This window comes from Aeromonas sp. R5-3 (genome assembly GCF_040908225.1).
Classification (GTDB): domain Bacteria; phylum Pseudomonadota; class Gammaproteobacteria; order Enterobacterales; family Aeromonadaceae; genus Aeromonas; species Aeromonas dhakensis.
Genome location: NZ_JBFODH010000018.1, coordinates 56,654 through 76,674, shown reverse-complemented (window position 1 = coordinate 76,674; position 20,021 = coordinate 56,654). Strand labels below are relative to the sequence as shown.

The following is a 20,021-nucleotide window of genomic DNA, read 5'->3' as shown; positions in this document are numbered from 1 at the left end:
CTCCCCCGCTTATTCGCCCGACTGACGTCGGGTACCTTCGGCTCACCCTCTTGTCCAACGGCACGCGCCGATGGGCCGTCCATGGCCCAACGCCGCTCGCTCGGCATCCTGCCTCGCGGCCTGGACAAGAGGACTCGCCTCAGCGAATAAGAGGGGGATCACAACCGTGCCAACCATCAATGCCTGTATTTCAACGGGAATCTTCCCCCTCTCCCTCTGGGAGAGGGCTGGGGTGAGGGGAACTTCCACTCACCCAACAGCTCACTTAATCAACAACTTTCACTAATTGGTTGAACCAGCTCAGATTTCTATCAACACCCTCTTCCCATGTCCCGAGCAAAGACCTTAAGATAGCCAAACGACAATCAACCTCTGGGGAGAACGTCATGGCGGCGATTGTTGCTACCTTGAGGCTAAAGGCCGCAGACTGGAGGCTGTAACTCAGGGGCGGTAGCCTTGCCGACGCTTGCCATCACCGACTCCTTCACTATTTCTTTATAAAGGGGCAATGGAAACATTAAACGAGGAGGTCGAGCGAATACATTCAAGCATCAGAAGCAAATTGGTAATTATTTAATTTGGTTTTTCCGTGGCAATTATCAAGGCAGAGTGAATTCATATGGAAGACTCTGCTATCGGATTAGCAACTCATCCTATCTAATCACTGTTAGCTGTTTGAAGGTGTTATGAACAGATTTCTTTATAAATATATGCCTTTACGACCTAGTTTTTTTGATGACCCCATGATTAGAGCAACCCCTGTGCTTGCACTAAATGATCCATTTGAAGGATGGTTCAATAATGACCAAGTGAAAGATGCAGACAGAAATCAAAGGGAATACTATAGAAAGATGGGGGAGGATGTTCATGAGGTCGATGACTCGATGCTTAACGACCTTGTAGGGGACATTCAAAGTGATTTTTTTTCGTTGGGAATCATCTCATTTACTGAAGATTACAACAATCCACTAATGTGGGCACATTATGCAGATGAGCATAGAGGATTTGTCGTTGAATTTGATTTCAATGAACCATTTTTTATGGATTCCATTTATAACCTAAATGGGCGCTTAAGTCGTTTTGGAAAAAACTACCTTGGTGATGTTTTTGAGTTTCCAGAAAAAGTTGACTACCGGAGAGAAATGCCCGACTTTTCAAGAGTTGAGCTTTCTGCGCCAGACGATATGGATGAATTTCATTGGAACAAATTTAACCGAACCATCTTATTCACAAAATCTAATGATTGGATTTATGAAAAAGAGCAGCGTTCAGTTGTACGTTTGAGCGATGCAGACTCTGTAATATGTAAAGACAATGAGTTTGTAAGAAAAAAATGCATGGAAGACCCATCAATAAAGTTACTTGATTTGGAAGATGGGAAAATCCAAGTGATTTTCCCACCCGAATATGAAATGCATGAAGACATGGGCGACCAAAGTATTAAAAAGGAGATTTTCTTTCTAACTAATGACTGGAATGAACCTGCAATTCATTTATTTAGAATCAACCCTGAAGCCATTAGCGGCGTCTATTTTGGGTGTAAATCTGATCATGCTGAGTCATTAGTGAAAATTAGAAAAAACAAATCACTTACTTCGCTAAATCAGCGCTTTAAAATGGAGAAAAAAAGTCATCTTTATCAGCTTAATAAGGTCGCCATAAAGTAACAAAACCATCAAAATTCTCAAAAACTAAAATGCCCACCTTTCTTGATATGCTGCAGCATGACTAGTACATGAGGGTGGGTGTCATTTTCACAAATCTGGGACATCAACCTTTCTGAGTAAGGCGTAGCATACGCCAACATTCAAAAAGATGGATGCCCCAGCTCTGCTTCATCTCAGCCCCAAAAGTTAGCGTTGGAATATTTGAGACGTTGCATGACAACAATCAGCCGAAAAATAAAACAACTGGCCACACTCTGCTTTTCCCTGTTTCTGATCAGACTCGGATTTCTCGCCTTTGGCTATGACCTGCTTTATCACAATCCTAATGACCCCTACGGTATATCGGATTTGATTGAAGGAATGTTAACCCTCATTTATCTGGTAAGCCTGGGTCTCTGCATACTGCATGCCCTGTGGATATTGCTCCGGCACTGGGTACAAGGCGCTTTGGAGGCATCAGCCCTGCTCGCCCTCTGCGCCGCCCAGTGCCACAGCTATGACTATCTTCATCATTTGGCCGCCAGTCTCAGCATCCCCTAGGACCCCTTCCCCACATCCGCCATCCCATCAACACCAGCATCAACACAGCTCCCGGCAACCAGACCCAGTAGAGCTCGGAGAGGACCACCGCCTCACCTCGGGCGGTAAGATAGGCTTCCAGCTTGAAGGGGGCGACCCGGATCACCTGCCAGGGGGCAAAGAAGCGCTCGTCACGCCATGGCCAAAGCCAGCCAACCCCCTTGCCGCCGGTGGTGAGCGAATCGAGCAAGCTGTGGGAGAGCAGCGACACCAGCAGAAACGACCAGACGGTGGCGGCGCTGGCCCGAAATTGGCGATGAAACAGCATGGCCAATGTGGGCAGGGCAAAGGCGAACAGCAGGGAGTGGGTAAAGCCGCGGTGACCAAAGACATGGCCGTAGGCAACCCCCAGTTTGAAGGCGAGCACGTCGGCATCGGGCAGCATGGCGATGGCAACCCCCGCCAGCAGCAGGCGCGGCGGGATAATCCGGCTGCCAAGCCCCAGCCCAAGGCAGAGAGGGACGGCGGCGTGAGTGACTATGGTGGGCATAGGGTAAAGCTCCAACTGAAAATGTGAGCCTACCTTATCCCCGCTCGGTGAAGTGAAGGTGAAGTTGCGTGCCACCAGCCTTGAGCCCATGACGGGCATTGCCTACAATGGCCCACTTTCTTATCACATTCAGGTAAATAAAATGAGCGACAACAAACCTGCCCTGCCCGACCGCCTGGCGGCCAACCCGCGTAGCCCGCACCATGTGGCAGAGTGCTTCCAGCACGAGATCGGCATTCGCGTGAACGGCAAGGAGCGCACCAATGTCGAGGAGTACTGCATCAGCGAAGGTTGGGTGAAGATCCCCTCCCCCAAGGCCAAGGATCGCTATGGCAACCCCATGCTGATCACCGTCAAGGGTACCGTCGAGGCTTTCTACGCCTAAGCCGCCCTGACCGCGTGCCCCGCCGGGCCCGCCGCCATGCTGTTCAGAACACCGGCCTTGCGCCGGTGTTCTGCTTTGGGTCTTTCATCTTGACGCCTGTGGTGGGCAAGGCGTGTCGCAGCGGGCGCCGCCCCCTCTTGCATCGGGCCTGCGTCTCGGCAATCCTTGCCGCCCCTTGAACTGGCAAGATCTCATCCATGAACAAGCTGTTTGTCCTGCTGGCGCTGTTGACCCTGAGCACAGCGGCCCACGCCGATATCCTTATCAATCCCCAGATCGTGGTGAACGGCCAGAACCAGGGTGGCGGACGTATCCACATCTGTACCCTGACCCCCTTCAACAGCGTCTATGCCGATGCAGGGCGCAGCGAGTGGCTGGCGCGCCAGAAGGTGAGCCGCCGCTGCCAGCAGGGCCAAGGCAACAACAGCCTGTTTTGCGAGGCGGCCAAGGCGAGCTGCCTGACAACCCGATTGGACGAAGGGGACGACGCCAGCACCCTGCTGGTGTTTGACGGTGCCCACCAGAGCGGCGACTCCCTGCGCATCGACCGGGATATTGCGGATCTCGGCCGCTACGGCTTTGCCAACCGCATCTCCTCCTTCACCGTGCCGGCTGGCTGGGTGGTGCGCTTTTACGAGGAGACCGATTTTCGCGGTGGCTACTACACCCGCAAGGGCGGCGAGCAGGAGGCGACCGACTTCAACAACCGCATCCGCTCGGTGCGGATCCTGAGCCGCTAGCGCCCTGCCCCATCACTCCTTCGCCATAAAAAAACCTCTGCCTGGGCAGAGGTTTTTGCTTTTCGAGGCTTACTGCCAGTTGGGGTCGGCTTCAACCTGCTTCATCAGGGCGGCCTGCATCCCCTTGTCCGGCTGGCCGAGCCAGGTGTAGCGGGCAAACTTGGACGGGGTTTCGCGGGCGGCGTCGCTATCTGGCAGGTCGATCAGCACGCCCCATACCCGTTTGGCCTTGGCATCCACCAGCAGTTGCATATAGTGGCTGGCGCAGTCGTGAGGTTTGCAGACCGAACCGCTCTGATACGGGGTGCCGGCCACGGCTTCGAGCGGGGAGCTGGTGCCGTTGCCGCTGCGCACCCACTTGGGCAAGTTCTTGATGCCCTGGGTTGCCTTGGCCCAGGGGGCCTTGAAGTCCGCCGACAGCAGCAGATCAGAGGTATAGGTGGCGGCGGCAAACGCCGGCGCGGCGCCGACCAGCAGCAGGGAGAGCGCCAATGCGCGCGAGAAACGGGCCATGGTGTGATTCCTTGTTATATGAATGCCTGAACGGGTGCGGACGGGCCGCGAGCCATCACGCTACCGCCTGCGCCCGCCCCTGTCGAGCCCATGCCGTGCCAAGGCGTCAGTGGCTGGCGCCAGATGGACGACACCCCGCCGCGCCAGTGGCGAGACGGGGTGTGCATGGGGCAAGAGTCGCTTAGCCGAGGGAGGCGAACAGCCCCGCCAGGGTGGCGCTCATCAGGTTGGCCAAGGTCGCCGCCAACACCGCCTTGAAGCCGAGGCTCGCCACGTCGTGGCGGCGCTCCGGCGCCATGGTGCCGATGGAGCCGAGCTGCACCGCAATGGAGCCCAGGTTGGCAAAACCGCACAGCGCGAAGGTGATGATGATCTGGGTGTGGGCGCTGAGATCCTGTTTGATGTTGGCAAAGTCCAGGTAGGCGACGAACTCGTTCATGATCACCTTCTGGCCGATGAGTGACCCTGCCGCCATCATCTCGCTGGCCGGCACGCCGATAAGCCAGGCCACCGGCGCAAACAGGTAACCCAGCAGCTGCTGCAGGGAGAGATCGGCCCAGCCGAACCACTCGCCCACCGTGGTGAGACCGGCGTTGATCATGGTGATCACGCTGACGAAGGCCAGCAGTATGGTACCGATGGCCACCGCGATCTTCATGCCGCTCATGGCGCCACCCGCCAGGGCGTCGATGGCGTTGCTGTAGTCGCTCTTGTCGAGGGTGATCTCGGCCTGATCATTTACCTGCTGCTGCTCCGGCACCAGGAGTTTCGCCATCAAGAGGCCCCCCGGCGCCGCCATAAAGGAGGCCGCGATCAGGTATTTGAGATCCACCCCCAGCCCGGCGTAACCACCGAGCACAGAGCCGGCCACCGAGGCCATGCCGCAGGTCATCACCGCAAAGAGCTCGGAGCGGGTCATGCCGGCCAGGAAGGGGCGAATAAGCAGCGGGGATTCCCCCTGGGAGAGGAAGATGTTGCCGGTGGCCACCAGGGATTCGGCGCGGCTGGTGCCGAGCAGGCGGTGAATGCCGCCCCCCAGCACCCGGATCACCCACTGCATGATGCCGAAGTGATAGAGCACCGCGATCAGCGCGCTGATGAAGATCACCAGCGGCAGCACCCGCACGGCGAAGATGAAGCCGTTGCTGGCCAGATCACCAAACACGAAGCGGATGCCGCTGTCGGCAAAGCCGAGCAGGGCGGAGACGCCGTTGCTCATGGCGCCGAGCATGATTTGACCGGGGGGGAAGTAGAGCACCAGGGCGGCAAAGCCGGTTTGCAGGGCGAGGGCCCCCAGCACGGTCCGCCAGCGGATGGCACGGCGGTTTTCACTGGCCAGCCAGGCGATAAACATCAGGGCCAGCATACCGACCAGACTCAATAACAGCGTCATCTTGCACCTATGAAGAGAGAAGTTTCATACGGCAAGTCTGCAGACAGGCATCGCAGGGAGCGGGCGGGAGAGGTGCCGACCCCGCGACACGCAGACCACAAACCTACAGGTTAGTGGCGGGTCCCATCCTGGGGTCATTCACGTTCCGGGTGACAGCGAGTATCGGGTGACGCCAACCAGAACGCAGGGAGCCGCGCGCCAGGTGGCAGGTCGGGCGGCGATGGTACAGTGATCGCAGTCACAGAAAAAGCGGTAAAACGATTGGCACCGTCAACTTTTTCACAGTCATGGCCCCTTTCGCCGAAAACGCGGCAGGATTGCGCCACAACTGAGCCACTTCACAGGAAAACCACACCTCGCTCCCCCCGAATAGGGCAAACACCACCCCCTTCCCCGGATAACCGAAGCGGTTCACGTTTTTTCACGCCCCAACGCGGTACACTGACCAATCACCAAGTTTATGTTTTTATTGAAAAAGCCCCATGGTCCTGGAATGGCCTGGAGCCATCAACCTTCGGTGGAACGCCATCATGATGAAAAGAACCGCGATTGCCCTGACGCTGGCCGGCCTGCTGACACTGCCTGCCGTGCTCCCTTCCGAAGCCTGGGCTACCCCGGTACGCTCCCTGCAAAAGGAGCAGAATTACGACCAGTACATCAGCAAGCGCCAGGTGGTGGATCAGCTGCTGGCGGACGCCTGGCAGATCTTCAAATCCCCCGCCCGCATCTCCACCGCCGGCTTCACCGCCAAGATGCCGAGCAACATGGAGCAGGTGACCGAGCTGCTGCTGCAGGCCTACCAGCTCGAGCCCTATCGCACCGACCTGCTCATCTCGGCGGCCAACGCCCAGATCTACAACGGCAACGTGGACAAGGCCATCGGCCTGTTCGAGCAGGCCCTCAGCACGGCGCCCGATGACATCGACCTGCTGACCTACCTCGCCACCTGGCAGACCTTCAAGCACAACGAGACCGCCGCCAAGGGGTATCAGAGCAAGCTGGCGACCCTCAATCCCGGCCGGGCCGCCGATCTGCAGCGCATCTTCGACACGGTCGAGCGCGTCGTCGCCACCCCGCTCAAGGAGCAGGGGGAGCGCTCACCCAAGCCGGGCAACCGGGCCATCGTCACCCTGGGTTATGCCCTCAATCCCGACGGCTCCATGCACGACATCCTGCTGGGCCGGCTGGAAACCACCCGGGCGCTGGCCAAGGCCAACCCGGCGGCCCTCATCATCCTGACCGGCGGCGTGCCCCAGAACCGTCAGACCGAGGGCAAGCTGATGGCCGACTGGCTGGTGAAAAAGGGGATCGACCGCTCCCGCATCATCGAGGAGAACTACGCCACCAGCACGGTGGAGAACGCCCTCTACAGCGGCTATGCCCTCGCCCGCCACCAGATCGAGTACGCCACCCTGGTGAGCTCCGCCAGCCATGTGCGCCGGGGCCAGACGTTGCTGGAGATCGCCTGCTGGCAGAGCGGGCCCGCCGGGATCCGGATAGACAGCGTCAGCTACCCCGACAAGCCGCTCTCCGAGCTTGCCAAGGTGAGCGACAGCGAGCTGCTCGGCATCTACCGCGATGCCCTGCGCACCTACGGGCTCTGGAGCTACCGCTCCGCCCCCCTGCTGGAGCGCTGAGCTCAGGCACGCACGCTCACCCGGCCCGTTGCCTGCGCGCGTCTTGCCTCAGCGGCATCCCCTGCCCCATACCAACCCGCCCAACCGGCGGGTTTTATTTTGTCCGTCCAATAAGCCAAACCGGTTCGATATTCAATAACTGGGCAAGCATTGCCATATTCGAATAAGATTGCCGATATTTTCAGCATTTTTTCAGCACTCATTGCCAGCCACCAAATATCGACTTGCCATATTGAGATATATGAATAAACGGATTTAATTGCCGTTCTTTTTCTAAGAACCATATTTCATCATCCATATATTTTCGGTCTTTCCTCAATCTCCCGATAAATGGGAAAACTGCCGCTTCATTCACCCGATGGAGCAATATCATGACAGGAAAAGGACATTCCCTCTGGCTGGCGGCGCTCACCCTGCTCAGCCTGCAAGCCAGGGCCGTGGACGTTACTGTGGCCTACCAGACCTCTGCCGAACCGGCCAAGGTGGCTCAGGCCGACGACACCTTTGCCCGCACCAGCGGCGCCACGGTGAAGTGGCTCAAGTTCGACAGCGGCGCCAGCGTGGTGCGGGCGCTCGCCTCCGGCGACGTGCAGATCGGCAACATAGGCTCCAGCCCGCTGGCGGTGGCCGTCAACCAGCAGGTGCCCATCGAGGTGTTCCTGCTCGCCTCCAAGCTCGGCAACTCGGAAGCGCTGGTGGTCAAGCCCGGGCTCAACTCCCCTGCGGCCCTGGCCGGCAAGCGCATCGCCGTGCCCTTTATCTCCACCACCCACTACAGCCTGCTGGCCGCGCTGCGGCACTGGGGAGTGGATCCGGCCAGCCTGCAGATCGTCAACTTGCAGCCACCGGCCATCATCGCCGCCTGGCAGCGGGGCGACATCGATGGCGCCTATGTCTGGGCACCGGCCCTCAACGAGCTGACCAAGGGCGGCAAGGTGCTGACCGACTCGGCCCAGGTGGGCGAGTGGGGAGCCCCCACCCTGGATGTCTGGGTAGTGCGCAAGGCGTTCGCCAAGGCCCATCCCGATCTGGTGCAGGCCTTCGTCGACAGCACCCTGGCGGCCCAGCGCGACTACCTGGCCAACCCCGACGGCTGGCTCGCCAAGCCGGACAACCTCGCCAAGCTGGCCAGCCTGAGCGGTGTACCGGCCAGCGATGTGCCCGCGCTGGTCAGGGGCAACAGCTACCTGAGCGCCAGCCAGCAGGGTGCCGAGCTGGGGGATCTGGTGAACCAGACCCTGGTGGACACCAGCCGCTTTCTCAAGGAGCAAGGCAAGGTACAGAGCGCCGGCAGCGATTATCGCGACTACGTGACCGACCGCTTCGTCAAGGCTCACGCCCGCTAACCCCGCAAAACAAGGAGGCATGCATGCTGCAGCTCACCCACCTTTGCGCCGATTACGCCGGGCGCAGAGTCCTCGACAACATCAACCTGACCCTGGATGCGGGCGAGCTGATGGTGGTGCTCGGCCCCTCCGGCTGCGGCAAGACCACCTTGCTCAACCTCATCGCCGGTTTTCAGAGCGCCCAGCAGGGCACCATCAGCCTGCAGGGGCGGCCGGTGCGCGGCCCCGGCGCCGAGCGGGGGGTGGTCTTCCAGCACGAGGGGCTGCTGCCCTGGCGCAACGTGCTGGACAACGTCGCCTTCGGGCTGCAACTGGCCGGCGTGCCGCGCCGCGAACGCGAGGCCAGCGCGCTGGCCATGCTGCGCAAGGTGGGGCTCGAGGAGGCCCAGGCCAAACCGGTCTGGCAGCTCTCCGGCGGCCAACGCCAGCGGGTCGGCATCGCCCGGGCGCTGGCCACCCAGCCGCAACTGCTGTTGCTCGACGAGCCCTTCGGCGCCCTCGACGCCTTTACCCGTGAGCAGATGCAGACCCTGCTGCTGCGCCTGTGGCACGAGCAGCGCCGGCAGGTGCTGCTCATCACCCACGACATCGAGGAGGCGGTGTTCATGGCCACACAACTGGTGCTGCTCTCCCCGGCGCCGGGGCGAGTCATGGAGCGGCTCACCCTGGACTTCGGCCGCCGCTTCGCCGCCGGCGAGCCCTGCCGCAGCATCAAGTCGGATCCCGCCTTCATCGCGCGGCGCGAGTATGTGCTGGAGCGGGTCTTTGCCGAGCGGGAGGTGTTTGCATGAGCCTCACCCTCTCCCGCCCACTCGAGCCTGCCCGCCGGATACGCCTGCGCTGGCCGCTGCCACGCCGGCTTGGGATAAGTCTGCTGACTCTGGGTGCCCTGCTGGCGCTCTGGTGGCTGGTGGCCAGGCTCGGGCTGATAAGCCCGCTGTTCCTGCCCCCTCCCGCCCAGGTGCTGCAACAGCTGGTCACCCTCGCCGGGCCGCAGGGCTTCATGGATGCCACCCTCTGGCAGCACCTCGCCGCCAGTTTGCAGCGCATCCTCATCGCCCTCGCGGCCGCCACCCTGTTCGGCGTGACGGTGGGCCTCGCCATGGGGCTCAGCCCCACCCTGCGCGGCATGCTCGACCCGCTGATCGAGCTCTACCGGCCGGTGCCGCCCCTTGCCTACCTGCCACTGATGGTGATCTGGTTTGGCATCGGCGAAACATCGAAGGTGCTGCTCATCTATCTGGCCATCTTCGCGCCGGTCGCCATGGCCACTCTGGCGGGGGTGCAGGGCGCCAGGCAGGTGCGGCTGCGGGCCGCCCGGGCGCTCGGCGCCAACCGCTGGCAGGTGCTCTGGTACGTCATCGTGCCCGGCGCCCTGCCGGACATGCTCACCGGGCTGCGCATCGGGCTCGGGGTCGGCTGGTCCACCCTGGTGGCGGCCGAGCTCATCGCCGCCACCCGCGGCGTGGGCTTCATGGTACAAGCCGCCGGCGAGTTTCTCGCCACCGACGTGGTGCTGGCGGGCATTCTGGTGATCGCCCTGATCGCCTTCACTCTGGAACTTGGTTTACGTGCGCTGCAGCGTCGCCTGACGCCGTGGCATGGAGAAGGACTATGAGCAATTCCCTGCATATCACCCCCCTCGGCCCCCACATCGGCGCCGAGATCAGCGGCATCAGCCTGGCCGGGCCGCTCGATGAGGGCCAGTTCGCGCAGTTGCAGCAGGCCCTGCTGACCCATCAGGTGCTGTTCTTTCGAGATCAGCCCATCAATCCTCGCCAGCAGCGGGCGCTGGCCAACCGCTTCGGCGATCTGCACATTCACCCCGTCTATCCCCACGCGCCGGAGGCCGAGGAGATCATCGTGCTCGACACCCACGACGACAACCCACCGGACAATGACAACTGGCACACCGACGTCACCTTCATCGAGACGCCGCCGGCGCTGGCCATTCTGGCCGCCAAGCAGCTGCCGCCGGTGGGGGGCGATACCCTGTGGGCCAGCGGCATCGCCGCCTTCGAGGGGCTCTCCCCCCGCCTGCAGCAGTTGCTGGCAGGGCTGGAAGCCGAGCACGACTTCACCAAGTCGTTCCCGGCCCATCGCCACAACGCCAGCCCGGCCGAGTACCAGCGCTGGCAGGAGGCGGCGGCCCGCAACCCGCCGCTGCGCCACCCTGTGGTTCGCACCCACCCCTTGAGCGGTCGGCAGGCACTGTTCGTCAATGAAGGCTTCACCACCCGCCTGCCCGACTTGCCAGCGCAAGAGAGCGAGGCGCTGCTCGCCTTCCTGTTTCGCCATGTCACCAAGCCCGAGTATCAGGTGCGCTGGCGCTGGCGGGAGCACGACATCGCCATCTGGGACAACCGGGTCACCCAGCATTACGCCAACGCCGACTATCTGCCGGCCCGGCGGGTGATGCACAGGGCCACCGTGCTGGGGGACAAGCCGTTCTGGCGCGTGCCCGCGTAACGCCGGCTCCTGCCCCCTGCGCCGACCGGTCGCGCCGCCGCTATTGATCCCGCATAAAATAATGGTGCGCGTTGCCGGTCATTATTTTCAAATAGATCAATGAGACCACCAAATATCGCCAGAAATATGTAAATCGACACACCTTGCAATATTTCCATACAACTTCCGGCTGCCATCCGGTCGGCCCGTCCCCGTACTATTTCGGGGTTCAGGCTAGATAAATGGAAATAGACAATGAAATACACGCTGATGATGACCCTGCTGGCACCGGCATTGCTGGCAGGCTGCAATCTGGAAAAGAAAGAGGAGCCCTTCCAGGCCCGCCATATTCGCGCCGGCTATGACGCCGGCCAGGTCTGTCAACAGCTGCGCCAGGGCTGGCAGGAGGACGGCATCGCCATTCCCGCCAGTCAGGTCAGTTGCCACTATCTGACGGTGCCGCTCGATTACGACAAGGAGTGGGTCCAGATCAAGGAGAGCAAGTGGGAGAAAAGCTCCACCTCGCGCTCCAGCAGTGGCTTTTTCTCCGGCGACAGCAGCCGTTTCTCCTCCTGGTCGAACCAGCCCAGCCGCACCCAGATCAAGCAGGAGACCCGCACGGTCAAGGGCGACACCCTGGATATCTTCTATCTGCACTATCGCGCCAGCGGCGACTATCGCGGCACCCTGTTCTACAACCCGGGCGGCCCCACTTCGGCCACCCCGGATCTCGGCCTTTTGCTCGACCTGCTGCGCAGCGCCAACCCCGCCATCCTTGAGCACTACGACATCGTCACCCTGGATCCCCGCGGGGCCGGTTACAGCGCCCTCGGCCACGAGCTGCGCAGCTGCCTGCTGACCGACAAGCAAGGCGTGCGGCCGGACATGACCCCGGCGCAGCTCGCCCAGCTCTTTGCCAGCCGTGACAAGGGCGCCCTGCCGACACTCGAGAGCGGGGCGGATCAGGGCAAGGCCTTTAGCACCACCCTGCGCGAGCGCTGCGACGAGCCGTTGCGGCTGCATGCGCCGCACCTGGGCTCGCGGGCCGTGGTCGAGGACATGGAGCGCCTGCGCCAGCACCTGGGGCGCGAGCGGATCACCCCCATCACCTTCTCCTACGGCACTCGTCTGGCCGCCCTCTATGCCGCCCGCTATCCGAGCCACGTGGCCAATCTGGTGGTCGACTCGCCGATGTCCCCCGCCGAGAGCAGCTACCCGGCCATCTTCCGCCGCGATGCCGAGAATGCCAACCGCATCCTGGCCTGGCGCTTCGGGGAGCAGGCACTGCAGCGCAGCATGGCGGTGACTCGGCAGGTGCGCGACAACGGCCGCTATGTGGACAATCAGGGCAATGTGCTCGACCGCGCCAACTGGGTGGCGGTGCTGGGCGATGCCATCAGCGGCAGCCAGCGCGACGATCAGCTCGCTTTCTGGGAGCAGGACGACGCCGGCCCCCTGCTGGCCCGCCTCGCCGGGCAGGACGATGACAACCCCTATCAGGAACTGCAGGAGATGCCCTTCTTCAGCGCCATCCACTGCACCGACAACAGCGAGCCCTATGGCTGGCAGGGGCTGGATCCGGAAGATGCCGCCTTCCAGGGGGCCGGTGCCCTGCTGCTGGCCAAAAGCTTCAACACCTGCGCCGACTGGCCTTATCCGCGCCAGCCCATCACCAGCTACGGCGCCAGCGAGATAAAGCTGCCGGATGATGCCAAAGCCCTGGTGCTCGGCGCCGAGTACGACCCCAATACCCCCTTCACCGGTGCCAGCCAGATGCAGGCCGCCTTTGGCAGCGCCGCCCGCCTGGTGCAGATAGAGCAGAGCAATCAGCATGGTCAGTTGAACAGCTCCCGCTGCGCCCGGGCGGCTCTCAGTACCCTGCTGCTGGGGGATGCCGCGAGCCTGCCCGCCGAGCAGCGCTGCCTGGCCGACTGAGCCCAGCCCTACCAAGCACAGCTGGGCACAATCCAGCTGAATGGAGCCCAATAAAAAGCCCGCCGAATTGGCGGGCTTTTTCATGCAGGCAGGCGTCCTCAGGCGGCGACCAGCGACTCCAGATCGCGCCGGCTCAGGCGCTTGCTGTCCACCTTCACATAGACGGAGCGCTCGGCAGCGGCCAGCAGCACGTCGCTCACCCCCTCGCAGGCGCGGATCTTCTGCTCCAGCGCCGCATCAGCCTCCACCCCTTCCGGCAACACAATGCGCAGGCTGCTCACATAAGGGGGCTCGGCCATGGTGAGGCTGACCCCGAGCCAGACCAAGGCCAGCGCGGCGCAGCCGCCAAACACCAGGGCGCCGCCGCCCAGGCTGTAGAGCAGGCCGCCGAGGCTGCCGCCGATGGCCACCCCGATGAACTGGCTGGTGGAGTAGATCCCCATGGCGGTGCCCTTGTAACCGGGGGGCGACTCCTTGCTGATAAGGGACGGCAGCAGCGCCTCCATCACGTTGAAACCGATGAAGAAGATCTGCAGGCCGGCGAGCAGGCCCCACAGCTGCAGGCCGCTTTGCCAGAGCACCAGCTCGGCGATGAGCATCACCAGCACGCAAATCTGGAACACCCGCTTCATCTTTCTGCGCTTCTCGGCATAGATGATGAACGGCACCACGCTGACGAAGGCGATCAGCATGGTGACCAGATAAGCCTGCCACTGGCTGTCACGGGGCAGGCCGGCGCGCTCCAGCAGCGGCGGCAGCGCCACGAAGCTCGACATCAGCAGGGTGTGCACGCAGAGGATGCCGAAGTTGAGCTTGAGCAGGCGCGGGTTGGTCAGCACGGTACGCATCCCCCCCTTCACCATGCCGGACTCGCGATTGAGCAGATGACCGCTCGGGGTCGGCACCAGCCAGAGGGTGACGGCGATGCCCGCCAGCGCCAGCAGGGCGATCAGCCAGAAGAGACCACTGAGCCCCAGCGCATGGGTGATGAGGGGGCCGGTCACCATGGCGATGGCGAAGGTGATGCCAAAGCTCACCCCGATGAAGGCCATCGCCTTGGTGCGGTTCTGCTCGCGGGTGAGATCCGACAAGAGCGCCATCACGGCAGCCGAGATGGCGCCGCTGCCCTGCAGGGCGCGACCGAGGATCACGCCCCAGATGGAGTGGGTCAACGCCGCGATCACGCTGCCGAGGGCAAACATCAGCAGGCCGCCGACGATGAGAGGCTTGCGGCCCACCTTGTCGGAGAGCAGGCCGAACGGGATCTGGAACAGCGCCTGGGTCATGCCGTAGATGCCGATGGCCAGGCCGATGAGCGCCTCGGAGGCACCCGCCAGCGACATGCCGTAGGTGGTCAGCACCGGCAACACCATAAACATGCCGAGCATGCGCAACGAGAAGACGGAGCCAAGCGCCCAGGTGGCACGGCGCTCGCCCCTCGTCATGGTGAAATCATTCATGATGGCCTCGATAGATCAGGGAAAAGGAAGACTCAAGGGGTGGCCGACAGATGCCATGCCACACCCGACAGAGGGGAAAAGTGCCCGACGGGGCGGCCCCATAATAACAGAGCCGGGAAGGTTCCCGGCTCTGGATTCTACTGATTTTCCCGCGTCGCATCACAACACGGAGCATGACAGGAAGGCCACTCAGGGCAGCATGCTCACCAGTACCGCAGGCTCGGCCTCCGGCTGGAAGTCCACCGACATCATCACGCTCAGGCAGGTAATGGTGACGATGGAGAACATGAACAGCTTGCGTGCCCAGAGGGAGTCATCCACCGCCGCCTTGTAGCCAGACAGCGCCATCCCCAGCCACCAGACGCTGACCGCGGTGGCCACCACCAGATACTTGTAACCGGCGTAGCCGCCGAGGAACAGCATCAGGGTCGGCACCATGAAGGCCAGGATGTAGAGGGTGATGTGGTGTTTGGCCACGGAGATCCCCTTCACCACCGGCAGCACCGGGATGTTGGCCGCCTGGTAATCCTTGAAGCGGAAGATGGCGATCGCATAGGAGTGCGGCATCTGCCACAGGCTGAAGATCGCCAGCAGGATCAGCGCGCCTGAGTCGAACTGACCGCTCACCGCGCAGTAGCCGATGACCGGCGGCGCGGCGCCGGAGAGGCTGCCGACCAGGGTGCCGTAGACCGAGTGACGCTTCATGTAGAGGCTGTAGACCCCCACATAGACAATGAAGCCCAGCACCGCCAGCAAGGCGGCCAACGGATTGGCCGCAAAGTAGAGCAGTGCAATGCCCGCAATGCCGAGGGCGCTCGCGTACCAGAGCGATACGCCGGGGGCGATCAGACCCTTCACCAGAGCACGGTTCTTGGTGCGCTCCATGATGCAGTCGATGTCCCGGTCGATGTAGTTGTTGAACACGCAACCGGAGGCGACCACCAGTGATACACCAGCCATGGTCAGGATGAAGAGGGGCACATCCAGGCTCCCCTTGGAGGCCAGCAGGAACCCTCCGATAACCGAGATGAGGTTACCGAAGATGATGCCCGGCTTGGTCACTTGCAGGTATTGCTTCATCATCATTGCCAACCTGCTCAGTGAACCATCATGTTGATGTTGAGGTTGTACATGATCCACAGGGAACCCACGACCACGATGGCGATGATGAGCACGGTAAAGATCAGTGCCACCAGGTTCCAGCGCTCCTCGGACGAGGTGTTCATGTGCAGGAAGTAGACCAGGTGCACGAAGATCTGCACCACCGCCATGCCGACCACGGTGGCCAGCACGGTAGTGTGGGAGGCAGAACCGTCCATCACCATCCAGAACGGCACTGCGGTCAGGATCAGGGACAGCACGAAGCCGATCAGGTAGCTCTTGGCGCTGCCGTGGCTGGCGCCGTGATTGTCAACGGAATGACTCATTACATGACCCCCATCAGATAGACCACGGTGAAGACGCAGATCCACACCACGTCCAGGAAGTGCCAGAACAGGCTCAGGCACATCAGACGGGTGCGGTTGCGATCGGTCAGCCCCTTCTTGGCTACCAGCACCATCATCACGATGATCCAGACAAGACCGCTGGTCACGTGGATACCGTGGGTCCCCACCAGGGTGAAGAAGGCGGAGAGGAAACCGCTGCGATCCGGACCGTAGCCCTCGGCAATCAGGTGATGGAACTCGTAGATCTCCATCGCGATAAAGCCGGCACCGAACAGGAAGGTGATGAACAGCCAGGTATTGACCGCCGCCACCTTGTTCTTGTTCATGGCCAGCATGCCAAAGCCAAAGGTGATGGAGCTCAGCAGCAGCAGCATGGTTTCGGCAAACACGAACGGCAGTTCGAAGATGTCCTTGCCGCTCGGGCCGCCGGCGGTGCCGTTGACCAGGACCGCATAGGTCGCGAACAGGGTCGCGAACAGGATGCAGTCACTCATCAGGTAGATCCAGAAGCCGAATACCTTGTTGGCGCCGGCATCATGGTGCCCATCCTCATGGGCACCGTGAGTGTGATGTAGAACGTCAGTCGCCATGGAATTAAGCCACCTTGTTGAGATTTTCAAAATGCTGACGCTCGATCCGCTCGATCTCGTCAACCTGCACGTAGTAGTCCACGTCGTCATTGAAGCTGTGGATGATCCAGGTGGCGATCATGCCGACGAAGCCGGCGATGGCCATCCACCAGATGTGCCAGATCATGGCAAAGCCGAACAGGGTGCTGAAGGCGGCGATGATGACGCCGGCACCGGAGTTTTTCGGCATGTGGATCGGGTCATAGTGCTTGGGCTGTTGATAGGCAGAACCGTCCTGCTTGGCTTCCCAGAACGCATCCAACCCTTTGATCTTCGGCTCGATGGCGAAGTTGTAGAAGGGGGGCGGCGAGGAAGTGGACCACTCCAGGGTACGGCCACCCCAGGGATCGCCGGTCAGGTCGCGGTTCTTCTCGCGGTCGCGGATACTCACCACGATCTGGATCACCTGGCACAGTACGCCCAGCGCAATCAGACCGGCGCCACAGGCAGCCACCACCAGCCAGCCGTGGAACTCGGGATCGATGTTCTGGCTGACACGACGGGTCATGCCCATGAAGCCCAGCACGTAGAGCGGCATGAAGGCCACGAAGAAGCCGGTGATCCAGCACCAGAAGGCGCGCTTGCCCCAGACGTCATCCAGCTTGAAGCCGAACGCTTTCGGGAACCAGTAGGTGATACCGGCGAAGCAGCCGAACACCACACCGCCGATGATGACGTTGTGGAAGTGGGCGATCAGGAACAGGCTGTTGTGCAGCACGAAGTTGGCTGCCGGCACGGAGAGCAGTACCCCGGTCATGCCACCCACGGTAAAGGTGATGATGAAGCCGACGGTCCACAGCATGGGTGAGGTGAACTCGATGCGACCGCGGTACATGGTGAACAGCCAGTTGAAGATCTTCACCCCGGTCGGGATGGAGATGATCATGGTGGTGATGCCGAAGAAGGCATTCACGTTGGCGCCGGAGCCCATGGTGAAGAAGTGGTGCAGCCAGACGATGAAGGAGAGCACGGTAATGGCGATGGTCGCCCACACCAGGGAGGTGTAACCGAACAGTTTCTTCTTGCAGAAGGTCGCCACCACTTCGGAGAAGATCCCGAACACCGGCAGTACCAGGATGTACACCTCGGGGTGACCCCAGGCCCAGATCAGGTTGATGTACATCATCATGTTGCCACCCATGTCATTGGTAAAGAAATGGGTACCCAGGTAGCGGTCTGCGGTCAGCAGGGCGATGGTGACGGTCAGGATCGGGAAGGAGGCGATGATCAGCACGTTGGCGCACAGGGCGGTCCAGGTGAACACCGGCAGGCGCATCATGGTCATGCCAGGGGCGCGCATCTTGATGATGGTGGCGAAGAAGTTCACGCCGGTCAGCAAGGTCCCCAGACCCGAGATCTGCAGACTCCAGATCCAGTAGTCGACCCCGACTCCCGGACTGAACTCCAGCCCCGACAAGGGCGGATAGGCCAGCCAGCCGGTCTGGGCGAATTCACCGACCCCGAGGGAGACGTTGATCAGCACCACGGCGGCGGCGGTGAACCAGAAGCTCAGGTTGTTCAAGAAGGGGAAGGCGACGTCACGGGCACCGATCTGCAGCGGCACCACGATATTCATCAGACCGATCACCAGCGGCATGGCCACGAAGAAGATCATGATGACGCCGTGGGCGGTGAAGATCTGGTCGTAGTGGTGCGGTGGCAGTATGCCCTCGCCGCCAGCCGAGGCCATGACCTGCTGGGTACGCATCATCACCGCATCGGCAAAGCCGCGCAGCAGCATGACCATGCCGAGGATGAGATACATGATACCGAGGCGTTTGTGGTCGACCGAGGTCAGCCACTCTTTCCACAGATATTGCCACTTGCCGAAATAGGTGATGAGACCGGCGATACCCAGCCCACCCAGAATGATGCCGGCGATCGTGACCATGATGATGGGTTCATGGTACGGAATGGCATCGAGTGTTAATTTTCCAAACATCAGTTAATACCCGCTTTCACAGTCTTGTCGGCCGGCATGTGACCGGCGTGGTCCATCTGCTCGCCCTGGGCCTCATGGTGCATGGCGTCGCCGTGCTCCATGCCTTCGTGGCTCATGGAGGCATCATGCGGCATCGCGGCCTGCGCTTCGCCGTGTTGCATGGCGGCGTGCTCGCCGTGCTTCATGTCGCCCATGAACTTGTTGATGATGTTGACGAACAGCTTGGGATCGGCGCTGGCGAAGTACTCCACCGGGTGGTTTTCGCTCTTCTTGGCCAGGGCATTGAACTCATCCATGGTGTTGAGCGCCTTGGAAGAGGCTTTCACCTTGGCGACCCAGGCGTCGAAACCGGCCTGATCCTGAGTGGCGATGGCGTTGAACTTCATGCCGGAGAAACCGGCGCCGCTGTAGCCACCCGAGATACCCTTGTACTGGCCTGCCTCGTTGGCGATCAGGTGCAGCTTGGTCTGCATGCCCGCCATGGCGTAGATCTGGCCGCCCAGCTGGGGAATGAAGAAGGAGTTCATCACGGTGTCGGAGGTCACCCGGAAATTGACCGGGGTGTTGACCGGGAATGCCAGCTCGTTGACCGAGGCGATGCCCAGCTCCGGATAGACAAACAACCATTTCCAGTCAAGGGAGATGACATCGACCTGGATCGGTTTCACCTCGGATTCCAACGGTTTGTAGGGATCCAGAGAGTGGGACGTTTTCCAGGTAATCACCGCCAGGATGGCGATAATGATGACGGGTACGGTCCAGACGACCGCTTCAATCTTGTTGGAGTGGGCCCAGTCAGGCGCATAGGTGGCATTGGTGTTGGACGCTCGGTATTTGTAAGCGAACGCCACTGCCATCACGATCACGGGCACCACCACGATCAGCATCAAGCCGAGTGCGGTCAATATCAGTGACTTCTGCTCCAGACCAACTTGCCCCTTGGGGCTCATCAGCGCCATGTCGCAGCCGCTCAGCAAGCCGGCAGTCGCGAGCAACAGCAAAGCGCCCAAGCCCCTCTTTACATCAAAAGGTCTCATGCAATGTCCTCATCTTCGCAAGGCTAAAGTGGTAAGAAAAACGCAGCATTCTATTTCACCGGGGGGGGATGTGAACAACATGAAAAATTAATCTTTCACTTGTGTGCTGTTTGCGATTTCTGTGTGTCGCATGTTAATGGCTTGACGCCGCTGAATTTATCCATATCGGGCCCTTCTCAATTAATCAGCGGCTGGCTCAATTTCATTCAATCAGCGTTGATTAAATGACCACATCATCGTTTAACCTTTTATTTTACAAGGATAAAGGGTGTCATTTGGTGGCCTTGCGGTGAAAATTCAGGCGATAATCAGGCCCTGTTTGTCGACCATGGCCGAATAAAGGTGAGACTCGAAATTAACCATAATTAATCA

Annotated in this window: 20 protein-coding genes; 10 read left to right on the top strand and 10 right to left on the bottom strand. The window is 60.8% G+C overall.

The window, feature by feature from the left end:
- Window positions 1–686 precede the first annotated feature (686 nt).
- A complete protein-coding gene (locus AB5Y95_RS08705; protein WP_368160600.1) occupies window positions 687–1,667 on the top strand; it encodes a DUF2971 domain-containing protein in 981 nt (326 codons plus the stop codon).
- A gap of 213 nt (window positions 1,668–1,880) precedes the next feature.
- Window positions 1,881–2,207 (top strand): hypothetical protein, encoded by a 327-nt coding sequence (locus tag AB5Y95_RS08700; RefSeq protein ID WP_368160597.1) that lies wholly within the window; start codon window positions 1,881–1,883, stop codon window positions 2,205–2,207.
- On the opposite strand, the gene AB5Y95_RS08695 is transcribed toward AB5Y95_RS08700, so the two are convergent.
- The gene (locus tag AB5Y95_RS08695) at window positions 2,194–2,736 is read right to left on the bottom strand and encodes a metal-dependent hydrolase (RefSeq protein ID WP_368160594.1); all 543 of its coding nucleotides are present in this window, start codon (window positions 2,734–2,736) and stop codon (window positions 2,194–2,196) included. The genes AB5Y95_RS08700 and AB5Y95_RS08695 overlap by 14 nt on opposite strands.
- A gap of 142 nt (window positions 2,737–2,878) precedes the next feature.
- On the opposite strand from AB5Y95_RS08695, the gene AB5Y95_RS08690 reads away from it, so the two are divergent.
- The gene (locus AB5Y95_RS08690; protein WP_005302916.1) at window positions 2,879–3,121 is read left to right on the top strand and encodes a DUF3297 family protein; all 243 of its coding nucleotides are present in this window, start codon (window positions 2,879–2,881) and stop codon (window positions 3,119–3,121) included.
- Window positions 3,122–3,318: 197 nt separating this feature from the next.
- A complete protein-coding gene (locus AB5Y95_RS08685) occupies window positions 3,319–3,861 on the top strand; it encodes a beta/gamma crystallin-related protein (RefSeq protein ID WP_368160591.1) in 543 nt (180 codons plus the stop codon).
- 69 nt (window positions 3,862–3,930) lie between these two features.
- Here AB5Y95_RS08685 and AB5Y95_RS08680 read toward each other — a convergent pair whose 3' ends face one another.
- Window positions 3,931–4,374 (bottom strand): inhibitor of vertebrate lysozyme family protein, encoded by a 444-nt coding sequence (locus tag AB5Y95_RS08680; protein ID WP_368160588.1) that lies wholly within the window; start codon window positions 4,372–4,374, stop codon window positions 3,931–3,933.
- A 181-nt stretch (window positions 4,375–4,555) separates the two neighbouring features.
- A complete protein-coding gene (locus tag AB5Y95_RS08675; protein ID WP_017765670.1) occupies window positions 4,556–5,767 on the bottom strand; it encodes a NupC/NupG family nucleoside CNT transporter in 1,212 nt (403 codons plus the stop codon).
- Between the two features lie 482 nt (window positions 5,768–6,249).
- Here AB5Y95_RS08675 and AB5Y95_RS08670 point away from each other — a divergent pair, with 482 nt between their 5' ends.
- Entirely contained in the window at window positions 6,250–7,404 is a 1,155-nt protein-coding gene (locus tag AB5Y95_RS08670; RefSeq protein WP_368160585.1) for an ElyC/SanA/YdcF family protein, read from the top strand.
- Window positions 7,405–7,406: 2 nt separating this feature from the next.
- Here AB5Y95_RS08670 and AB5Y95_RS08665 read toward each other — a convergent pair whose 3' ends face one another.
- Complete coding sequence (locus tag AB5Y95_RS08665; protein ID WP_368160582.1) at window positions 7,407–7,688, bottom strand: hypothetical protein; 282 nt, start codon at window positions 7,686–7,688, stop codon at window positions 7,407–7,409.
- 87 nt (window positions 7,689–7,775) lie between these two features.
- On the opposite strand from AB5Y95_RS08665, the gene tauA reads away from it, so the two are divergent.
- From tauA to AB5Y95_RS08640, 5 genes are all read left to right on the top strand, one after another.
- Window positions 7,776–8,750, top strand: a complete 975-nt coding sequence (gene tauA, locus AB5Y95_RS08660; RefSeq protein ID WP_368160579.1) for a taurine ABC transporter substrate-binding protein — start codon at window positions 7,776–7,778, stop codon at window positions 8,748–8,750.
- A gap of 23 nt (window positions 8,751–8,773) precedes the next feature.
- A complete protein-coding gene (gene tauB, locus AB5Y95_RS08655; RefSeq protein WP_368160577.1) occupies window positions 8,774–9,541 on the top strand; it encodes a taurine ABC transporter ATP-binding subunit in 768 nt (255 codons plus the stop codon).
- A complete protein-coding gene (tauC, locus tag AB5Y95_RS08650) occupies window positions 9,538–10,368 on the top strand; it encodes a taurine ABC transporter permease TauC (RefSeq protein ID WP_279972026.1) in 831 nt (276 codons plus the stop codon). The genes tauB and tauC overlap by 4 nt, the downstream gene beginning before the upstream one ends.
- Window positions 10,365–11,219, top strand: a complete 855-nt coding sequence (gene tauD, locus AB5Y95_RS08645) for a taurine dioxygenase (protein ID WP_368160574.1) — start codon at window positions 10,365–10,367, stop codon at window positions 11,217–11,219. Before tauC ends, tauD begins: the two co-directional genes overlap by 4 nt.
- Window positions 11,220–11,453: 234 nt before the next feature.
- Complete coding sequence (locus AB5Y95_RS08640) at window positions 11,454–13,133, top strand: alpha/beta fold hydrolase (RefSeq protein ID WP_368160571.1); 1,680 nt, start codon at window positions 11,454–11,456, stop codon at window positions 13,131–13,133.
- Window positions 13,134–13,231: 98 nt separating this feature from the next.
- Here AB5Y95_RS08640 and AB5Y95_RS08635 read toward each other — a convergent pair whose 3' ends face one another.
- The 6 genes from AB5Y95_RS08635 to cyoA form a co-directional block, all read right to left on the bottom strand.
- Complete coding sequence (locus AB5Y95_RS08635) at window positions 13,232–14,593, bottom strand: MFS transporter (protein WP_017765676.1); 1,362 nt, start codon at window positions 14,591–14,593, stop codon at window positions 13,232–13,234.
- Window positions 14,594–14,782: 189 nt separating this feature from the next.
- Window positions 14,783–15,679 (bottom strand): heme o synthase, encoded by an 897-nt coding sequence (gene cyoE, locus AB5Y95_RS08630; protein WP_017780806.1) that lies wholly within the window; start codon window positions 15,677–15,679, stop codon window positions 14,783–14,785.
- An 11-nt stretch (window positions 15,680–15,690) separates the two neighbouring features.
- Window positions 15,691–16,020, bottom strand: coding sequence for a cytochrome o ubiquinol oxidase subunit IV (locus AB5Y95_RS08625; protein WP_005302933.1), 330 nt, complete (start codon window positions 16,018–16,020; stop codon window positions 15,691–15,693).
- Window positions 16,020–16,631 carry a cytochrome o ubiquinol oxidase subunit III gene (locus AB5Y95_RS08620; RefSeq protein ID WP_005302934.1) on the bottom strand — a complete coding sequence of 204 codons (612 nt, stop codon included), beginning with the start codon at window positions 16,629–16,631 and terminating at the stop codon, window positions 16,020–16,022. Before AB5Y95_RS08620 ends, AB5Y95_RS08625 begins: the two co-directional genes overlap by 1 nt.
- Window positions 16,632–16,635: 4 nt before the next feature.
- Window positions 16,636–18,612: a cytochrome o ubiquinol oxidase subunit I gene (cyoB, locus tag AB5Y95_RS08615; protein ID WP_005302935.1), complete on the bottom strand. Its 1,977-nt coding sequence runs from the start codon at window positions 18,610–18,612 to the stop codon at window positions 16,636–16,638.
- Entirely contained in the window at window positions 18,612–19,649 is a 1,038-nt protein-coding gene (cyoA, locus tag AB5Y95_RS08610) for a cytochrome o ubiquinol oxidase subunit II (protein WP_201891915.1), read from the bottom strand. Before cyoA ends, cyoB begins: the two co-directional genes overlap by 1 nt.
- Between the last annotated feature and the right edge of the window lie 372 nt (window positions 19,650–20,021).